19 protein-coding genes and 1 pseudogene are annotated in these 18,815 nt (G+C 50.0%); 3 read left to right on the top strand and 17 right to left on the bottom strand.

Translation table 11 applies throughout. The features are described from left to right. Nucleotides 1–108: 108 nt before the first annotated feature. Complete coding sequence (gene udk / locus ACLIN2_RS10725) at nucleotides 109–750, bottom strand: uridine kinase (protein WP_411504013.1); 642 nt, start codon at nucleotides 748–750, stop codon at nucleotides 109–111. Between the two features lie 63 nt (nucleotides 751–813). Continuing rightward, nucleotides 814–1,452 (bottom strand): O-methyltransferase, encoded by a 639-nt coding sequence (locus ACLIN2_RS10720; protein WP_411504012.1) that lies wholly within the window; start codon nucleotides 1,450–1,452, stop codon nucleotides 814–816. 221 nt (nucleotides 1,453–1,673) lie between these two features. Here ACLIN2_RS10720 and ACLIN2_RS10715 point away from each other — a divergent pair. Continuing rightward, nucleotides 1,674–3,025, top strand: a protein-coding gene (locus ACLIN2_RS10715; protein ID WP_411504510.1) for an IS1182 family transposase whose coding sequence is annotated in 2 segments (ribosomal slippage) — nucleotides 1,674–2,241 and nucleotides 2,241–3,025 — 1,353 coding nt in all. Because the reading frame shifts where the segments join, the coding sequence is not laid out codon by codon here. A gap of 116 nt (nucleotides 3,026–3,141) precedes the next feature. Here the strand turns inward: ACLIN2_RS10715 and mltG are convergent. From mltG to ACLIN2_RS10685, 6 genes are all read right to left on the bottom strand, one after another. Continuing rightward, complete coding sequence (mltG, locus tag ACLIN2_RS10710; RefSeq protein WP_258957737.1) at nucleotides 3,142–4,242, bottom strand: endolytic transglycosylase MltG; 1,101 nt, start codon at nucleotides 4,240–4,242, stop codon at nucleotides 3,142–3,144. Between the two features lie 152 nt (nucleotides 4,243–4,394). Next, complete coding sequence (locus tag ACLIN2_RS10705) at nucleotides 4,395–4,685, bottom strand: DUF1292 domain-containing protein (protein ID WP_092269388.1); 291 nt, start codon at nucleotides 4,683–4,685, stop codon at nucleotides 4,395–4,397. Nucleotides 4,686–4,690: 5 nt separating this feature from the next. Further along, a complete protein-coding gene (gene ruvX, locus ACLIN2_RS10700) occupies nucleotides 4,691–5,107 on the bottom strand; it encodes a Holliday junction resolvase RuvX (RefSeq protein ID WP_411504011.1) in 417 nt (138 codons plus the stop codon). A 10-nt stretch (nucleotides 5,108–5,117) separates the two neighbouring features. Further along, nucleotides 5,118–5,378 carry an IreB family regulatory phosphoprotein gene (locus ACLIN2_RS10695; protein ID WP_092269719.1) on the bottom strand — a complete coding sequence of 87 codons (261 nt, stop codon included), beginning with the start codon at nucleotides 5,376–5,378 and terminating at the stop codon, nucleotides 5,118–5,120. Nucleotides 5,379–5,496: 118 nt separating this feature from the next. Further along, a complete protein-coding gene (gene alaS / locus ACLIN2_RS10690) occupies nucleotides 5,497–8,145 on the bottom strand; it encodes an alanine--tRNA ligase (RefSeq protein WP_411504010.1) in 2,649 nt (882 codons plus the stop codon). Between the two features lie 322 nt (nucleotides 8,146–8,467). Beyond that, entirely contained in the window at nucleotides 8,468–9,532 is a 1,065-nt protein-coding gene (locus ACLIN2_RS10685; protein WP_411504009.1) for an AI-2E family transporter, read from the bottom strand. 367 nt (nucleotides 9,533–9,899) lie between these two features. On the opposite strand from ACLIN2_RS10685, the gene ACLIN2_RS10680 reads away from it, so the two are divergent. Then, a complete protein-coding gene (locus ACLIN2_RS10680; protein ID WP_411504008.1) occupies nucleotides 9,900–10,586 on the top strand; it encodes a TerC family protein in 687 nt (228 codons plus the stop codon). Between the two features lie 181 nt (nucleotides 10,587–10,767). Here ACLIN2_RS10680 and ACLIN2_RS10675 read toward each other — a convergent pair whose 3' ends face one another. The 5 genes and pseudogenes from ACLIN2_RS10675 to ACLIN2_RS10655 all read right to left on the bottom strand — a co-directional run. Beyond that, on the bottom strand, nucleotides 10,768–10,962 hold the full coding sequence (locus ACLIN2_RS10675) for a hypothetical protein (RefSeq protein WP_246011181.1): 195 nt from the start codon (nucleotides 10,960–10,962) through the stop codon (nucleotides 10,768–10,770). A 28-nt stretch (nucleotides 10,963–10,990) separates the two neighbouring features. Further along, nucleotides 10,991–11,197 (bottom strand): hypothetical protein, encoded by a 207-nt coding sequence (locus ACLIN2_RS10670; RefSeq protein ID WP_049737968.1) that lies wholly within the window; start codon nucleotides 11,195–11,197, stop codon nucleotides 10,991–10,993. A gap of 36 nt (nucleotides 11,198–11,233) precedes the next feature. Next, on the bottom strand, nucleotides 11,234–11,713 hold the full coding sequence (locus tag ACLIN2_RS10665; protein WP_092269406.1) for a PRC-barrel domain-containing protein: 480 nt from the start codon (nucleotides 11,711–11,713) through the stop codon (nucleotides 11,234–11,236). A gap of 74 nt (nucleotides 11,714–11,787) precedes the next feature. Beyond that, complete coding sequence (locus ACLIN2_RS10660; protein WP_411504007.1) at nucleotides 11,788–14,049, bottom strand: SF1B family DNA helicase RecD2; 2,262 nt, start codon at nucleotides 14,047–14,049, stop codon at nucleotides 11,788–11,790. Between the two features lie 97 nt (nucleotides 14,050–14,146). Further along, nucleotides 14,147–14,519: pseudogene (locus ACLIN2_RS10655) on the bottom strand (methyl-accepting chemotaxis protein); the annotation flags it as partial. Nucleotides 14,520–14,758: 239 nt separating this feature from the next. On the opposite strand from ACLIN2_RS10655, the gene nhaC reads away from it, so the two are divergent. Beyond that, the gene (gene nhaC, locus ACLIN2_RS10650) at nucleotides 14,759–16,111 is read left to right on the top strand and encodes a Na+/H+ antiporter NhaC (RefSeq protein WP_411504006.1); all 1,353 of its coding nucleotides are present in this window, start codon (nucleotides 14,759–14,761) and stop codon (nucleotides 16,109–16,111) included. Nucleotides 16,112–16,183: 72 nt separating this feature from the next. Here nhaC and ACLIN2_RS10645 read toward each other — a convergent pair whose 3' ends face one another. The 4 genes from ACLIN2_RS10645 to cymR form a co-directional block, all read right to left on the bottom strand. Beyond that, nucleotides 16,184–16,564: a DUF4183 domain-containing protein gene (locus tag ACLIN2_RS10645; protein ID WP_327931590.1), complete on the bottom strand. Its 381-nt coding sequence runs from the start codon at nucleotides 16,562–16,564 to the stop codon at nucleotides 16,184–16,186. Between the two features lie 123 nt (nucleotides 16,565–16,687). Further along, entirely contained in the window at nucleotides 16,688–17,050 is a 363-nt protein-coding gene (locus ACLIN2_RS10640) for a DUF4183 domain-containing protein (RefSeq protein ID WP_122959635.1), read from the bottom strand. A gap of 152 nt (nucleotides 17,051–17,202) precedes the next feature. Beyond that, a complete protein-coding gene (locus tag ACLIN2_RS10635) occupies nucleotides 17,203–18,351 on the bottom strand; it encodes a cysteine desulfurase family protein (RefSeq protein ID WP_411504005.1) in 1,149 nt (382 codons plus the stop codon). Between the two features lie 38 nt (nucleotides 18,352–18,389). Next, the gene (cymR, locus tag ACLIN2_RS10630) at nucleotides 18,390–18,809 is read right to left on the bottom strand and encodes a cysteine metabolism transcriptional regulator CymR (RefSeq protein WP_092269424.1); all 420 of its coding nucleotides are present in this window, start codon (nucleotides 18,807–18,809) and stop codon (nucleotides 18,390–18,392) included. Nucleotides 18,810–18,815 lie beyond the last annotated feature (6 nt).

Below are 18,815 nucleotides of genomic sequence, written 5' to 3'. Positions count from 1 at the left end.
AATCTTCCCTCCCTGGCTTTTTTAGCCAGTATTGCCCGAAAGAGAGTGCCGGAAACGAGAATCACGAAAAAACACGCTGACAAAGGCAGCGTGTTTGGTGGAATCGCTTTAGGTATTGGCCAGCTGCTGTTTTTCCAGCAGAATGTTGCTGATTTTCGTAGACAAAAGATCTAGCGCGACGCGGTTATAGCCGCCTTCGGGAATAATCACGTCAGCATAACGCTTCGTCGGTTCAATGAACTGAAGGTGCATCGGGCGGACGACATTCAGATACTGATTAACTACCGATTCCATCGAGCGTCCCCGCTCCTCGATATCGCGAAGCATTCTTCTGACAATCCGGACATCCGCATCCGTATCCACGAATACTTTGATATCCATCAGACCGCGGATCCTCTCGTCCTCTAGGATCAGCATCCCTTCCAGGATAATGACATCCTTCGGTTCAATCAGGAGCGTTTCTTTTTTTCTCGTATGCTCTTTAAAATCGTAGATTGGCTTTTTGATCGCCTTGCCTTTCAGCAAATCCTGCAGATGGGAAAGCATCAGGTCATTGTCAAAAGCAAAAGGATGATCGTAGTTGGTCAATTGACGTTCTTCCATTTTCAAATGATCTTGGTTCTTGTAATAAGAATCCTGCTCGATCATCGTCACACTGTCGTTTTGAAACTGGCGAAACAATTCTCTGGCGACGGTCGTCTTTCCAGAGCCACTGCCTCCAGCTACCCCAATCAATACGGGGTTGCGCATGCCTCATATCCCCTTCCTATTTAGCATCCAGGCACTATCGACCTCGGATTTTTTGCTCGACGATTATTTCTTCTTTTTCAGGCTCCCAGCAAGACCGTCGCCTACGGGTATAAAAGTGGTCTCCAACTCCGGATGTTCCACTAAATGCTTGTTAAATGCCTGCAGCTTATCGATCATCGGACGCTGACGTTTCGTAGCCTCTTCCGGTGTAGCAACCAGCCCGCGGAATAAAACATTATCACTGATTACGAGACCTCCCTCACGCAGTAAAGGAAGGTACAGATCGAGAAATGCCCGATATTGACCCTTGGCAGCATCAATAAACAAGCAATCAAATTGGTAGGAGTCCGGCAAACCCAGCGTAGCATCACGCAGCAGGATTTCAACCCGATCCTGAACGCCCGCCTCCGCTACATTGGCACGAGCTCGTGTCAACCGCTCCTCATCAATATCCAGAGTAACGATACGAGCTTCAGGTGCTGCTTCAGCCAGCCAAATGGTAGAATAGCCGATCGCCGTTCCTACCTCGAGGATCGACTGAGGTCGGTGCAGCAAAAGCAGCATCCTCATGACCTGAGCAGCAGGCAGCTGGACGATGGGAATATTTTCAGCAGCCGCTTCCTTTTCCAAGCGCGCAAGCAATTCCGAGCGCTCAGGAACCAAGCCTGCAATATAGTCATCTATCGCTGGATGGGTAATCATCTTTTCACTCCTCTATCATGCAACCGAATTATTATAGCATACCTCCATAGAAAATCTATACCGAGGTCTGTCACCCGAACAAACAAAAAAACAGAGGAAACTTGGTTAGTTTCCCCAGGCTGTCGATAAAGTCGGCAGCCTTTCTTAATACCTAAAAATTTCAATACGACTCCGCGTTAATGTGTTATAATATAAGTATACTATAACTGTAGGTGATCGTAATGTTACGTTCAAATAAAGATAAACAAACCGCATACGAATTTGTTTCGATTGAGCAACTCGTCCCCCAAGACCACATGCTCCGTAAAATAGATAAATACATCGACTTTTCATTTATCCTTGAAAAAGTTCGGCCCTATTATTGCGAGGATAATGGGCGCCCTGCCATTGATCCATTGGTTTTATTTAAAATGATCTTTTTGGGATACTTTTACGGCATTCGCTCGGAAAGGCGTCTTGAGCAAGAAATCCAAACCAATGTGGCCTATCGTTGGTTTCTTGGATTGGGTTTGACGGACCGGGTGCCTGATCACAGTACCATCAGTTTAAACCGTCGTGTTCGCTTTAAAGATTCCACTATCTTTCAAGACATTTTTGATGAAATCGTTCTTCAAGCCATTGGTCACAGAATGGTGGGAGGGCGGATGCTTATTTCTGACTCTACGCATGTAAAAGCCAACGCAAACAAGAATAAATACACGAAAGAGCAGGTATTACAAAACACCAAAAGCTATATGGATGAACTGAATGCTGCTGTGGAAATCGATCGGAAGAACAACGGAAAAAAGCTCTAAAACCTGAGAAAGAAGTGGTTGAACAAAAAGAAGTAAAAGTGAGCACAACAGATCCAGATAGCGGTTATATGGTGAGAGAGGGTAAGCCCGAAGGATTTTTTTATCTGGATCATCGCACAGTGGATGCAAAATACAATCTCATAACGGATGTCTATGTTACACCAGGAAACGTACATGATTCGATCCCTTATCTTGATCGCCTAGAACGCCAAACCGAGCGGTTTGGCTTTAAAGTAGAAGCTGTTGCTTTAGATTCTGGCTATTTAACAAACCCGATTTGCAACAAGTTAAAAGAGAAAAACATTTTTGCCGTTATTGCACACCGTAGGTACCATCCGACTCAAGGCTTATTTCACAAGTGGCAGTTTACATACAACTCCGAAACGAATAGTTATTTGTGCCCTCAGAATCATGAACTGCCATACAGCACTACGGACCGCAAAGGGTACCGTCATTACAAATCAAACCCGGAGGTTTGTAAAACCTGCCCTTTCCTCTCGAAATGCACCCGATCGAAGAACCACCGCAAAGTGGTCACTAGACATGTCTGGGAAGACAGCAAGGATTGGGTGCGTACAAACCGACTAAGTAAATCAGGGAAAAAGCTCTACAAAAGAAGAAGAGAAACGATTGAGCGAAGCTTCGCGGATGCCAAACAGCTCCACGGGTTTCGCTATTGCCGTTTGCGAGGGTTGCACAACGTCAGTGAACAGGCACTGATGACCGCAGCGGTACAGAACATGAAAAAGATTGCCCTCCACCTTGCGAAGCAGGGGTAAAATGGAGGGCAATCCTTTTTTCTCAAGAACAAAGTAACTTTTTTCCACTGAACCAACTAGAAGCAAGAAAGCCCTGCTTAAAAGCAAGGCTTTCTCAACAATCTGAGGAAACTTGGTTAGTTTCCCCTGCTTTTGGCATTATTCGCATTGTGCTCTTCCAGCGTTCGAGAGAAATAGTGTTCGGATGTACCATCTTTTTTCGTCACGTAGAAGAAATACTCATGCTTGGCTGGCTTCACGACAGCCTCTAGTGAAGCTCTCCCCGGATTCGCGATCGGTCCTGGCGGCAGTCCCGGGTTGGTATACGTATTGTACGGGCTCTTTACCTTTAAATCCTCGAAGGTCAGACGATCCCTCTGCTTGCCCAAAACAAACTGCACAGTGGCATCCGCCTGCAGCGGCCATTTGTCGCGGATTCGGTTGTAATATACACCGGCAACGAGCGGTCTTTCTTTATCCACGGTCACTTCCCGCTCGACAATAGACGCGAGATTCACAGCTTGATCCACCGTCAGTTTACGTTGCTGCAGCTCAGTCGTCCATTCCGGCTTCCATTCTTTCTCGAACTGCGCCAGCATTTTGGATACGACATCGTGGGCTGTTGCATCCTTTTTTATCTCATACGTTTCCGGAAATAAGTATCCTTCCAGACGATGCTTGCGTTCCTTGCTGGCAGGAATTTGCGCGACAAACGGATAATCCGGGAACTCTCCTTTGTCTACCTCCTGCAAGAAGGCTGCTTTTGCGACAATGCCTTCCTTGTCCAAATGCTCAGCGATTTGCTCCACATTCCAGCCTTCTGGAATCGTAAAGCGTTTTGCACTCACGACGGTTTTTCCTTCCGTCATATCCAGGAGCAAGGCATCGATGGTCTGCCCCGTGGTAAACAGGTATTCTCCCGCTTTTAGTTCGGGAGCCACCCCTTTATACTTTACATAGTAGCTGAACATATCTGCATTTCGGATCAATCCCGCTTCCTCTAACAACCGTCCAATGTCCCGGACGGAAGAACCTGAGGGGATTGTAACGTTTTTGGCGGTTTGTTCACCTTCGACCGGCTGCAGCTGCTGATAGATGTACAGACTGCCTCCCCCGACAGCCACTACCATCAGCAAAAAGAGAGCGACAATCCAGCGAAAGAGACCTCCGCCTCGTCTACGTCGCATGACAACTGGTCGATCCGCCTGGCGATCAGGCTTCACTGACATGGGTTTCAAATTCGAAATCCTCCCTTTAGGGTCTTCTCTCTCGATCCTCATCATTATACAGGAGGGTTGTCTACCTTGTCACGATATAGGATATTTCAGGAAAAAAGCGCGATTTTTGTAGAAAAAAGAGGACCCTCATCTGGGTCCTCCTTCGTTTTTTCTTATATACCGTCTTTCTCGAGATCCGCGATCAGCGTTTCGAAGGTAGCTTCGACTTGCTCCCACTCTTCGTCGTCTTCGATCGGCTGCAGCATGTCTGTACCATCATAGCGCAGGAAGTGAACTTCGTATTCCTCTTCCTCTTCTTGATCGACGGGTACAAGCACCAAATAGCTGCGATCTTCGATGTCAAAGATGTACATGATCCTAAAGTCACGAGGCTCCTCGGTACCTTCTTCTGTCAGGGCAATCACATCGCCCACTTCAAACTCTTCGTTCATCTCTTCAGTCATTGTGGTCACCTCGATTTTGCGTCCAAATATCCTTGTAGGATCAATGTGGCCGCCATTTTGTCTATTACCGTCTTTCGCTTTTGGCGACTGACCTCGGCAGAGATAAGCATACGCTCCGCTGCCATGGTCGTCAACCTTTCATCCCACATGTGGACAGGAAGAGAGGTCTTCTCCTGCAGAAGCTTGCCGAATGACTGGCACAATTCCGCACGGGGGCCGATCGTGCCGTTCATATTCTTCGGCAAGCCAACCACGATGGCTCCAACCTGATACTGGGCAATCAGCTCCTGCAAGCGGGCAAAATCCTTTGCTTTGGATTGCCGTTTGATCGTCTCTACCCCTTGGGCCGTCCAACCAAGCTCATCACTGACTGCTACTCCAATCGTTTTGTCGCCAACATCTAAACCCATTAATCGTGTCATATAAGCAGGCTTACTTGCGCTCTGACAAGTAAACGGTCACCAACTCTTCTATGATTTTGTCCCGTTCCAATTTGCCAATCAGGCTGCGCGCGTTGTTGTGGCGTGGGATAAACGCCGGATCGCCAGAGAGCAAGTAACCGACGATCTGGGTGATCGGGTTGTATCCCTTTTCCTGAAGGGCTTTGTACACCTCTGTCAACGTCTCTTGCACTTCCGCCGCATTTGCTTCCTTTGGCACCGTGAACTTCATGGTATTATCCAACGAACTCACAATCAACACCTCGATTTCCTTTGAGACTTGTACCTTACTGGCTTCTTGCTACCCATTGTATTCGACCTTGCTCGACTCTACTCCTTGTAGATCGCGCAAATTTTACACTTTGGCTGTGTTATTTCGCCACTGCTTGCGTTTTCACGAACTCAGCTACTGCATCCAGTGCTTCCTGAAGCTTGGATGGATCTTTCCCGCCTGCCTGTGCCATGTCAGGACGGCCACCGCCGCCACCGCCGCAACGAGTCGCGACTTCCTTGATGATCTTACCGGCATGAATGCCTTGATCCATCAGATCTTTGGTGACCCCTGCTACGAGGTTCACCTTGTCACCGTCTACTGCACCGAGAACGATCACGGCCGAGCCCAGGTTGTTTTTCAGCTCGTCCACCATGCCGCGCAGGTTGTCCATATCGACTGCGGATACGCGTGCAGCCAGCACGTTCATGCCATCTACTTGCTTAAGCTGATCGGTCAAGGAAGCCGCTTCGATATTACCCAGCTTCGCGCGCAGTGATTCGTTCTCACGCTGTGCCTCTTTCAGCAGCTGCTGCAGACCTTCTACACGTGCAGGAGCTTCTGCAATAACTGGAGCTTTCAGAGCATGTGCAACTTCCTTCAGCGTAGTAAACTGCTGGTTCAGGAACTGATAAGCACCGCGACCGGTTACCGCTTCGATACGGCGAGTGCCTGCACCGATGCCGCTTTCGCTCACGAGCTTGAATAGTCCGATCTCTGCCGTGTTGCTTACATGGCAGCCACCGCACAGCTCCAGGCTGTAGTCGCCCACTTTTACCACGCGTACGATGTCCCCGTATTTTTCGCCAAACAAAGCCATAGCACCCATTGCTTTTGCTTCTGCAATCGCTTTGTTGGAAATCTCGACAGCGAGATTTTCCCACACTTTTTCGTTGACGATCGCTTCAATGCGCTCCAGCTCTTCTGCTGTGATAGCGCTGATGTGTGTAAAGTCAAAACGCAGTCTTTCAGGAGCAACCAAAGAACCAGCCTGGTTAACATGCGTGCCCAGTACGTCTTTCAAAGCCTGGTGCAACAGGTGTGTAGCCGTGTGGTTCTTGGTGATCGCCAGACGTGCTTCGCGATTCACCTCTGCGCGTACTTCATCGCCTTTGCGCAGTGTGCCCGCTTCCACCGTAACAGAGTGTACGTTTTGGCCTTTAGGACCTTTTTGTACGTCGGTTACACGTGCTTTTACGGAATCGGAGATCAGATAGCCTTCATCGTTGATCTGTCCGCCACTCTCCGCATAGAACGGTGTCTGGCTCAGAACGACTTGAACGGTCTGGCCTTCCTCCGCTTCCTCTGTCAGTTGGTTTTCGAAAATAATCGCTTCTACTTTACCTGTCGCTACCAATTCAGTATAACCAACAAATTGGCTCGTAACCGTCAGCTCGGACAAAGGACCGCCCTGGATCTGCATGCTGTCTACATCCTGACGAGCTGCACGAGCGCGCTCACGCTGTTCTTCCATCGCTTGATCGAAGCCATCTCGGTCAACGGTCAGTCCCTGCTCATCCGCAAAGTCCTCTGTCAGGTCCACAGGGAATCCATACGTATCGTACATTTTGAACACATCTTGTCCGGAAAGCTGCGTTTTGCCTGCTGCTTTCGCGTTCTTCACCATGTCGGAGAGGATCGCCAGTCCATCGTTCAACGTCTCGTGGAAACGCTCTTCCTCGGCACGAATGACTTTTTCAATGAATTCGCGTTTTTGCACCACTTCTGGGTAGAATTCGCCCATCATGGTACCGACTGTAGCTGTCAGGCTGTACAGGAACGGTTTTTCCACTCCCAGTTTCTTACCCATGCGAACGGCACGGCGAAGCAGGCGGCGGATAACATAGCCACGACCTTCGTTGGAAGGAAGTGCACCGTCACCGATTGCAAACACAACCGTACGAGCGTGGTCAGCGACAACTTTCAGGGCAACGTCCATTTCAGGGCTTGTCTTGTATGCCACACCGGAGATCTTGCTGGTTTCCTCGATCAGCGGGAACAACAGGTCTGTCTCAAAGTTGTTGTCCACCCCTTGAATGATGGAAGCCATGCGCTCAAGACCCATACCGGTATCGATGTTTTTCTTCGGCAGTGGTGTATACGTGCCGTCTGGATTGTGGTTGAACTGGGAGAACACCAGGTTCCAAACTTCCAGATAGCGTTCGTTTTCACCGCCTGGGTAGAGTTCAGGATCACTTGGATCATTTCCGAACGCCTCACCACGATCGTAGAAAATTTCCGTGTTCGGACCGCTTGGGCCTTCGCCGATATCCCAGAAGTTGCCTTCCAGACGAACGATTCGCTCTTCCGGTACGCCGATTTTTTTATTCCAGTATTCGAAAGCTTCCTCGTCCTCTGGGTGAATGGTAACGGAAAGCAGCTCTGGATCAAAGCCGATCCATTTTGGACTGGTCAAGAATTCCCATGCCCACTCGATTGCTTCTTCTTTGAAGTAGTCGCCGATGGAGAAGTTCCCCAGCATCTCGAAAAACGTATGGTGACGAGCCGTGCGTCCAACGTTTTCGATGTCGTTGGTACGAATGGATTTTTGCGAGTTGGTGATGCGTGGGTTGTCCGGGATGATGCGGCCGTCAAAATATTTTTTGAGAGTCGCCACACCGCTGTTGATCCACAGCAAGGAAGGATCGTCGATCGGAACCAAGGGAGCGCTCGGTTCAATTCGATGTCCTTTTTCCACAAAGAAGTCCAAGAACATCCGGCGAATTTGATTGCCTGTCAGTTTCTTCATTTACATTCTCCTCTAAAGAAAAATAAAAAAAGCCCCCATCCCCTCAGGGACGAGAACTGTTTTTCTCGCGGTACCACCCTGCTTACAGGCATACACCATGCTCTTAAACAAAGAGCCAAAATACCTGTCGCTTTCCGGCTTTTAACGGTGCCAAGCCGCCGGTTTTTGCCCGGTCTTAGGAGTAGCCTTCTGTCGCACTTCTTCTGGGCGCTCTCTCAACCGTGGAGCGTCCTCTCTGTAGAAGGGCTGCAACGTACTCGTTCCCTCATTGATCAATGCAGTATTGCTTTGTTCGTATTATAAATTTTTTAGGCGATCACTGTCAACTTTCATGCAACATCAAAGCCACTCGACTGATAATCACTTTGCAAACGGCCAGCACAGGTACAGCCACGATCAAGCCAATGACACCACCAATGGCCTCCCCTGCCAAGAGTGCCATGATAATGAGCAGCGGATGCAGGTGTAGGGAACGCCCCACGATATTGGGCGACAAGATATTCCCCTCCACGACCTGAATCACAATATTGATCAAAAGCACAAGCAGGAGCATCTTGGTTGAAATGGTCAAGGCCACTACGACTGCAGGCGCTGCACCGATCAAAGGCCCTATGTACGGAATGATGTTCGTCAAGCAGACAAAAGCTGCGAGGACAAACGGATAAGGCATTCCGACCAGCCAGTATCCCAGGTAAGCAAATACGCCAACGATAATCGCTACCGTCATTTGACCGTGTATGTAGTTTCCCAGAGATTCGTTGATGTCGCGCAATACCGCGAGAACCTGCTTGCGGTATGCCCGAGGCACGACTGACATTCCCGCTTCATGCAGCTGCTTCATATCCTTCAGCAAATAAAAGGCGATAAACGGAACAACGGCATACGCAAGCACCTTACCGATTGAGTTGCGGGCGTTGTTTACCAGCTGCGTGACGGAACGCGACATATTCTCATGCGACTGTATAATAACGCGATCCACCCCGTGCGAGATGCTGTCAGGCAAAAAATATTTATGTGCTTCCCATTCGCTCATCCATTTGTAATACCATTCAGATAGCCTCGGCAGATCATCGGACAGCTCCACCAGCTGTTTCGTAAAAATCGGGATGGCGTTGACGACGCCGATAGCAATTATGAGCACAAAGGAACCGTAGATAAGCAATACAGCCATGAGCCTCGGAACTCTGCGCCTCTCCAGCAGCTGCACAATGGGATGGAGCAAATACGCGATAATCAGGCCGACCAGAACGGGGACCAGGACTTCCTCCAATAAATGAAACACCTGTGACAAGACAGGTCGCAGCAGCCACAGCAAGTTGGCGATGATCAACAGGGCAATGAGCCAAATGGCGGCGGCGAACAGGCGACTGCGCCGGAGTTCATCCATGCTGACAGACCTCCCTTCCTTTCCGTATCTAATAGAATGGCTCAGCCGCACAAAAATCATGTACCCTATTGACACATCGGAATCATCGAAGTAGTATGATATTACAAGTGGATATCTCCAAAGGGGAGTAGCTTTTTCGCAACATAGTCGTCATTACGGGAGAAATCCCCGGCTATGTTGGCAACATGTACCTTATGTTGTAAGCAAGACCTTTGCCTAACAGGTAAAGGTCTTTTTCTGTTTGTTTCACGACCTTTGCCTGTCCAGGGAAAGGTCGTTTTCTTTTTCCCCCTCTGCAGCAAACTATAGGAGGTATCAAGAAAACGGCCGGAGGATTTTTACTTTCCAAGGACGAGGAGGAAGAGAAATGGATCTATTGTTTACCCCTGAGTTTTGGTCGGCGCTGCTTGCCATTGTCGTCATCGACTTGGTTTTAGCGGGCGACAACGCGATTGTCATCGGGATGGCCGCTCGAAATCTTCCCGCACATCAACAGAAAAAGGCAATTATTTGGGGAACGGTCGGTGCCATTGTCATTCGTGCATTGGCGACTATGGCAGTCGTTTGGTTGCTGAAAATTCCTGGTCTGATGCTCGTCGGTGGATTGATCCTCGTATGGATCTCGCTGAAGCTGCTCGTACAGGATGACAGTCATGAAAACATGAAAGCAAGCAGCAGTTTGGGAGCGGCGGTCTGGACGATTATCGTCGCAGATACGGTGATGGGTCTGGATAACGTGATCGCGGTTGCAGGTGCTGCCCATGGCGACTTCCTGATGGTGATTATCGGTTTGGTCATCAGCGTTCCGATCATGGTGTGGGGAAGTACCATGATTCTGAAGTTCATGGAGAAATACCCGATCGTCATCTACATCGGTTCTGCGGTATTGGCTTATACGGCAGCGAGCATGGTTACCTCGGAAAAATTCCTGGCCCCCTTCTTCGCCGCTTATCCTTGGGTGAAATGGGTGTTCATCGTAGCCATCGTAGTTGGCGTACTGCTGACGGGTCGCATGAAGAGCCAGAAGCAAAAGCGATTGGCAGAACAATCGTAAGCTGGCTATCCCCGCTGCATCTAACCTATAAATAACCAAAGACACCTCTCGCGGAGCAGCGGCCATCTTACAGGATAGTCGGTGCGGATGCAGGAGGTGTCTTTTTTCTGCGATAAATGAAACGACAAAAAAACTGACACCCGAAATGACAGGCGTCAGCTTTTGGATCGTTTCATCTAGGTTACCTGGCAACGGCACGCATCAGTTTGCGCCCTGTTTTCATCATACGCTGCATGTCGCGCATGGAGAAAGGCATTCGGTTCCATTTGAATGCGAATCGACTGCGTCGGCGCGGAGCCATCAAATAGCCAATGATTGCCACGATACCGCTTGTGGCAAGGACGCGCAACAGGCTTCTTACTACCAAGCGTGCCACCTCCAGTTGTTTTAGTCGCTCAGTGAAATTACATATTCAGTTGAGCGCTAACCGTTTGATCCTCGATAAACAGATCATTGAGCGAGTGCAACGACCCATCTTCCTCCACCTGGTAGACAGAGGCGATCTGCTCGTTAGTCACGCTCATCTCTATAAAGCAATTCCAGCAGTAGTACTGATTGGTACCAATTTTTCCTACATCTTTGGAACTGCAGTTCGGGCAAATGACACGCATTACGCTTTCCTCCCTTTCACGCCTGGCTACGAACCATTAGTCCGGCACGATCAGGTTTTCCTCCCCGACGATAACGGTAGGCGGCGCATAGAGGCGTTTTCGGCCTTCGGTTATGTCCGCAAACCAGCCATAAGACAGTTCGTACCCTACAAGTTTCTCCCAGTTCGCAGAAAAGTAAACGTCTTCCAATCTGCCCAGGAGTTCACCGGAAGCGGTAATAACCGCTTTTCCTTTTAGTTTCGTCTTTCCCGTCACGAAGCCGACAGGTTCCAGACCGGCGAGATGAGGCAAGGGCGTAATCGCGTCTTTACCCGATACGGTAAGGCAGGACTCCCCTACCGCGTGTATACGTTCGGTAGGAATGTAGGTACCTGAATGGAACCAACCCTGCTCGCTCAGCAAGACTCCGCGTACATACCAGCTGGAGTCACAAAGAATGTCACGGACGGTACCAATCGTCTCTCCTGTTTGCAGGCAAACGACGGGCAAGCCGACTACATCCAATGCCTTGCGCATGTGGGATTTCCCCCTTCCGCCCTTTTAGTATCTGGCGATTGGACGGGGGTCATTCGACGCAAAAGGTTCCAAACCTACCCTTGCCGAAGCCGTTCCTCAAGATAGCTGTATCGCACGCCCTCTTCATCTGTTTCCACTGCCGCACGAAATGCATCCGGCTCGCCGCACATGATGAGGAAGGATTTGCTTCGGGTAATCCCTGTATAGACAAGCTTGCGCCGAAGCATTCGGTAATAGCTTTTTACGAACGGCATGACTACGATCGGAAATTCGCTCCCTTGTGACTTATGAACGGAGCAACAGTACGCCAGCGTCAGCTGATGATACGCGGAGCGCTTGTATGTTACTTCCCGGCCGTCAAAGGATACGACCAGCATCTCTTCGTTCTCTGCGTTTTCGTTCGGGAAAAAAATCGCAACAATCTCACCCATGTCACCGTTGAACACCTGTTCTTCGGCATTGTTCACCAGTTGCAGGACTTTGTCACCCGTGCGGAAAGCCGTTTCTCCAAACGTCACTTGCCGCTTTTGGGCTGTCTTTGGATTAAACAGCTCCTGCAACTCTTCATTCAACTTGTTAACACCGGCACTTCCTTTATAAATAGGGGCCAAGACTTGTACATCTTTTGCCGTATACCCTTTCTTTACGGCCCCCGAGCAAATTTGTTTCACTGCTTCCGGCACATCTTGTGGCGAACTTGTGAAAAATCGCCGATCCGGTGTCGTGTGCAGTAAATCCGCCGGTACATTTCCTTTTCGCACATCATGCGCAAGCCGGATAATTGTGGACTCTTCCGCCTGACGGTAGATCTCGGTCAGTTGAACCAGCGGCAGCAATCCCGAGCGGATCATGTCCTGCAGCACGTTTCCTGGCCCCACAGACGGCAGCTGATCAGGGTCACCCACCATAATAATTTGCATATCATCCGGGATCGCCCTGAAAAGCTGGTTTGCCAGCCAGATATCCACCATGGACATTTCATCAATGATCAACAGGCGTCCCTGGATCGGATGCTCCGCGTCATGCTCAAAGCTTTCGCCTTTATAGCCGAGCAGTCGGTGGATCGTCATCGCAGGAAGTCCAGTCGTCTCCGTCATCCTTTTGGCTGCACGGCCAGTAGGGGCCACGAGCAAAATAGGAAACGGATTGTCCTCTCCATACTTTTTGAGGTCCAGCGACAAACCATGCAGCTGAGAAAACACGCGACAGATCCCTCTGATCACAGTCGTTTTCCCTGTACCAGGTCCCCCAGTCAACAGCATCAGTCCAGATGTAATCGCCTGCTGGATCGCGTCACGCTGCGTCTGTGCATACGTAATGGCCAGCTCATCCTCCACCGCTCCGATGGCTCTGTAGAACTCGGAGGTAGGAAAGGAAGCAAATTGATCACGCTCGGAGAAATGCCGCAGTCTCTTTGCCAGTCCAAGCTCTGCGAAAAACAGGGAGGGCAAATAAACCCGATCGTCTTCCCAGGCAATCTTTGTAGCGATAAACAGCGCTTCGACAGCCTGAGTAATCTCATCGGCCGCAAATGCATGCCCGCCACACTCGTCCAAAAGCCTCATCGTTTTTTCGCAAAGCTCGTCCACAGGCAGATACACGTGTCCTTCCGAATAGGACGCCTCCTGCAGCGTAAACAAGGCTGCTGCTTTTACCCGCTCTTCTGAAGAAGCGGCAATCCCCGTTGAACGCGCAATATCATCCGCCCGTTTAAAACCGATGCCTTGGACATCCTCAATCAGACGATACGGCTCTTCCTTGAGCACTGTCATCGTTTCCAGCTTGTAGGTCTGGTAAATGCGCAGCGCCATGTTGACACCGATGCCAAAATCGTACAGGAACACCATCGCACTCTCCAGCGAACGATGCTCAATCACCGATTCATAAATGATCTTGGCCCTCGATTCGGAGATCCCTTGCACTTCTGCCAGCCTCTCCGGAAAGTCCGCGATGATGGTCAAAGCGTCCACTCCGAGCTGCTCAACGATGCGCTTCGCCATCTTTTTTCCGATGCCTTGAAAAAGCCCGCTCGCCAAATAGCGTTCGACCCCTGCAATCGTTTTGGGTGTCTCCCGCTCATAGCGTCTGGCCACGTACTGCTGCCCAAAGCGCGCATGTGTTTTCCAGTCCCCGTAAAACGTATAGAGCTCATCCGGATGTGGCTTTGGAAAATTCCCTACGATGACGACTTCCGAATCCTTGATGGCTTCCGTTGTCTCTTCTATCTTTAGACGGATAACACCGTACCATGTTTCCTCGTTGTAAAAAATTTCTTGGGTGACAAATCCCCGAATGTAGTTTTCAGCAAACAAGGAAATTGATTGCTGCTCGTCCATCTTGCTTCCTCCTTGCCCAGTTCTTTTTCGTCTTAATACCCGTTGGGAAGGAAAAAATCCACTTTCAACCAAAGTGGATTCTACCAGTAAACGCTTGTTAAATTGTAAATCGTTTTATCTGTTCTGACAACCGCTCTGCCATTTGCGCCAAGTTTTCCGCAGCAGCAGACATCTCTTCTGTTGTCGCGGTCTGCTCTTCGGACGCAGTTGCTACCTCTTGGGTGTCATGGGCAGCCGTTTCGGCGAGCCTCGCGATGCGATCCGAGTTTCCTACCAGCTTTTCGGTATCGCGATGGATCGTCTGAGCCGCTTCGTTCATTCGATTGACCTGATGGCTTACATCCTGGACGGCGATCAAGATCTGCTGGAAGCTTTCGCTCGCGGATGAAACCCCGTCCCTGCTCACCAGCGCGTGCTGCTTCAATCGCTGCATTGAGCGCGAGCAGATTAGTCTGATCGGAGCAGTAGTTCTATTGTCATAGCCTGCCAAGCATAAGTGTACCACTTTCCAGAATCAACCACAATTAGAACGGATCACCACAGACAAAATGGCTCATTACTCCGTATTTTTTTACGATTACGAATACAGCGGAATTCGTTGACGAATCTAGCAAATCGGGATAAAGTACCTCTAGCTCACTTAAACGCACAAAAGCACAAAAGCAAAGAAGCGGAAAAGTGAACCTACCATCTACGAGGAGTTTTCAGCATGAACAACAAATCTGTATCTTTTGCCCAAAGCATTTGGGTGCTGCTTGCTATATTTGGGATCCTCTTTCCTGCCCTGTTTTTTGGTAAAGTAGAGCCTCATATGCCGCTCCTGGGGGCAACGATCGTAGCTGCTACCCTACTGCGCTTTTTTGGAGTCTCCTGGAAGCAAATGGAGGATGGACTGATCAAAGGCATCCAGTCTGCCATCGCTCCCATGCTCATCCTCTGCCTGATTGGCATCCTGATCGGTGTCTGGATGATGAGTGGAACCGTCCCAACTATCCTAAATCTCGGGATTTCCGTGATCTCCCCTGAATACTTTACGATCAGTACCCTGTTTTTGACGATTATCGTATCCAGTGTGACGGGGAGCTCTTTTACAACGCTCAGTACCATCGGTGTGGCTTTGATGGGCGTCTCAACTGCCCTCGGCTTGGACCCGCTGCTGACTGCCGGCGCGATCATTTGCGGGGCTTGCTTTGGGGACAAAATGTCTCCGCTCTCGGATACGACCAACTTCGCGGCAGCCATGGCAGACGTCAGCCTGGCCTCGCATATTAAATTCATGATGAACACGTCGATCCCCGCGCTCGTCTTGACCGCGTTGTTTTTCGGAATGCAGGGGCGAACGGTTGAAGTTGATATGAATGCCATTTCCCAGATCCGAATCGCTCTGGAGCAGCACTTTGCTTTAGGGCTCGGAACCCTGTTGCCGGCTCTCGTCGTGCTCGTCTGCTCCGCGCTGCGAAAGCCGATTCTCCCTACACTCGTTTTCGGGATTGTCAGCGGTATTGCTACGGCAGCGTGGATGCAAGGCGTCTATTCCCCGGTGACCTGGATGAACGTCATGCAAAACGGCTTTACCCTCGACATTCCTAACCAAGCGGTGACAGCTATCGTGAACCGGGGCGGCCTTCTGTCGATGACCTGGTCCATTGCCCTCATTCTGATTGCGCTGTCCCTCGGAGGCATCCTGCAGAGCAGCGGCGTTTTCGATGCTCTATTTAGCGGCCTGATCAAGCGTATACGTAGAGACGCGGAATTGGTTGGCCTGGCTGGCTCTTCCTCCATCCTCGTTAATGTGCTGACAGGGGAACAATATCTTTCTATCCTTCTGCCTGGGCAAATGTTTCGAGAAGCATTCGTAGCTCGGAAGATGGAAGGCCGAAGACTGTCCCGTACGCTGGAGGACTGCGGCACGCTCGTCAATCCGCTCATCCCTTGGGGAGTCAGCGGTGCCTTTTTTAGCACGACCCTGCACGTCTCTACTTTGGAATACCTGCCTTACGTCATGTACCTGTGGCTATCGCCTCTACTGACATTCCTGTACGCATGGCGCAAAAAGGCGTAGCTTCGATCGTCAAGAGAATTTCTACAAAAAAACCGTTCGGGCTTGTTTTCCCAAACGGTTTTTGCTTTTTCTTTACCCCGTAATCGTCGTAGTCGAAGTTGGAGCGTAGCTGACAATTTCCAGCACCACGACTGTATCCTCAGAAATGCTTTCCCCTGTAGGCACAGTAATGGCAAGACTCCCTACTCCTGTTGCTCCTGGTGTATATACGGAAAGGCCGCTCATTTGCAAAACGCCATTAATGAACACGTTGTAGTAGCTGTTGTTCGCATCCAAGGTAGGCAGAGTGGTTGCCGCGTTTCCATCGTCCTGGAGAAAATCAGCTGCGTCGATGCTCAACGTCGTCGGACCAGTAGTCAAAGCGGGAACCTGATAAAACAGACGAGTCGCCGTCGGTACCACATTTGTGACAGTGGTAGCCCCTACGACAATTTTCATGATTTCAAGTGCCATGTGAAACTCTCCTCCTTTCCCTCATCCATACTGTATTGTATGAGGACTTGCTGAAAGCGTGTGGACAAGTGCCGCTGATGCAGCTCCTATTTTTTCAGCACAAAATGATCCGGTGTTGGTCTCTCACGGATTAGGCAAAAGAATCTTTACAAATTGCAGCATAATCATGACTCCGGACTGGGGTACATCCGTTGTCTTGAGAAGCAAAAGTCCCCTCCTCACTTCATACAGAATGGGAGGCTGGAGCATGCCATTGACAAAAAGATTCATATAGGACACTTGCTGCGGATCGAGAATGAGTGAAGACTGGTATTCAATCAGACGGTCGTGGTCCGTAAAATAACGGGTACTGCCACTGGCCAAAGCACAGTAATAGTACACTTCGGTTTGCAGGAATTGGCCTTGATTGTTGCCTGGAAAAATATCGGGACAGCCTGATGGCACAAGTAGCTTCCGTCTCGCTGAGGCTGCATCTCGTATGTGCATATCCTCCCCCTGCTCACTGTCATTTTCTTTAGAATATGTTTTTGTTTACAGAATGGCATGGTTCTTCACCTACCAGGTACATGCAAAAAAACCGCTCGGGCAGCTTCCTCCCAAACGGTTTCCATCCTCTTTCTCTATACCAATCCATTCTTTTATGCGCGCTTGACCAGTCGCTGTACGATTTTGGCAACAGCGTCTGCTGCACGGCGAGCTTCTTCCACGGTATTCGTGATACCAAAGCTAAAGCGAATGGCAGAGTGCGAGACGCTGTCCTCCAGATGCATGGCTTTCAAAACATGGGACAGCTCGAGCGAGCCAGACGTACATGCAGATCCACTCGATGCAGCGATATGAACCAAATCCAGGTTCATCAGCATCGTCTCTGTATGTACGCCGACAAAGCTGACATTGAAAACATGCGGCATGACCATTTCGGGGTGACCATTGACCTGGTAAGCAATCCCCGCTTCCTTCCAAACCGCCTGCATTTCTTCTTTCATTCGCTTGTATTTGGAGACACGGTCGTCCATTTCCTCTTCGGTCACCTTTGTAGCTTCTGCAAATCCGACGATTCCCGCGAGGTTTTCTGTCCCTGCTCTCCGGTTCCGCTCTTGGGAGCCTCCATGCAGGATCGGTTCGATCGGAACTTTTTTCGCCAGATACAGCGCTCCTACTCCCTTGGGTCCATTGATCTTATGGGCAGACACAGAGAGCATATCCACAGGGAGCTGCCGCACGCGAATAGGCAGTACCCCAAAGGCTTGTACAGCATCGGTATGAAAAAGAATGCCTTTTTCACGCAAAAACGTACCGATCTCCTCAATCGGTTGAATCGTGCCTACCTCGTTGTTGCCGTACATGATGGATACGAGCACAGTATCCGGTCGAACAGCCTCCTTCAGATCAGCCAATCGCACGGAACCTGTCTCATCCACCGGAAGATACGTCACCTCGAAGCCTTCCTGCTCCAAGTATTCGCACGCATGCAAAACGGCGTGATGCTCAATTTGGGAGGTGATGATATGACGGCCGCGTTCCCGCTGTGCCATCGCTCCTCCGATAATCGCCAGGTTATCTGCTTCTGTCCCGCTGCCAGTAAAGATGAGCGACTGGGGATCGGCATCCATGAAAGCAGCAATCTGATCCCTCGCCTGCTCCAAAGCTTTGCGTGCTTCTCTACCGAAGCCATGAACGCTGGACGGATTGCCAAACACTTGCGTCAAGTATGGGGTCATAGCCTCCAATACCCGTGGATGCACCGGGGTAGTGGCGGCGTGATCAAAGTACATCATGTCAGACACGGGTGTCACCTTCTGCTCATTAATCATTTGACGATAGGTCAAATGTAAAACATGTAGCTGTCCGAACGACCGTCATCCTCAAACGTAATCAGGTCTTGCAGGGAAGTCGAATCGAGTACAGCGGAAATGCTGTCGCGAATGCGCAGCCACAGGTAGCGTTTTGCTGGATCTTCCTCTTCCGCGAACTCTACAGGACTAATCGGACCTTCCAGCACACGGATAATATCGCCAGCCGAAATTTCTTCTGGCTGCTTGGCAAGGACATATCCACCGTAAGCACCGCGAATACTTTTTACTAGTCCAGCATTGCGCAGTGGCGCGATCAATTGCTCCAAATAATGCTCTGACAAATCATGACGCTGGGCGATGCTGCGCAAGGAAGTCGGCCCTTCACCGTTACGGTTGGCCAGCTCCATCATAATCGTGAGCCCATAACGCCCTTTCGTAGAAATCTTCACGTAACA

Source organism: Brevibacillus centrosporus, assembly GCF_046622605.1.
Taxonomy (GTDB): Bacteria; Bacillota; Bacilli; order Brevibacillales; family Brevibacillaceae; genus Brevibacillus; species Brevibacillus centrosporus.
This window is presented reverse-complemented; position numbering and strand designations above follow the sequence as displayed.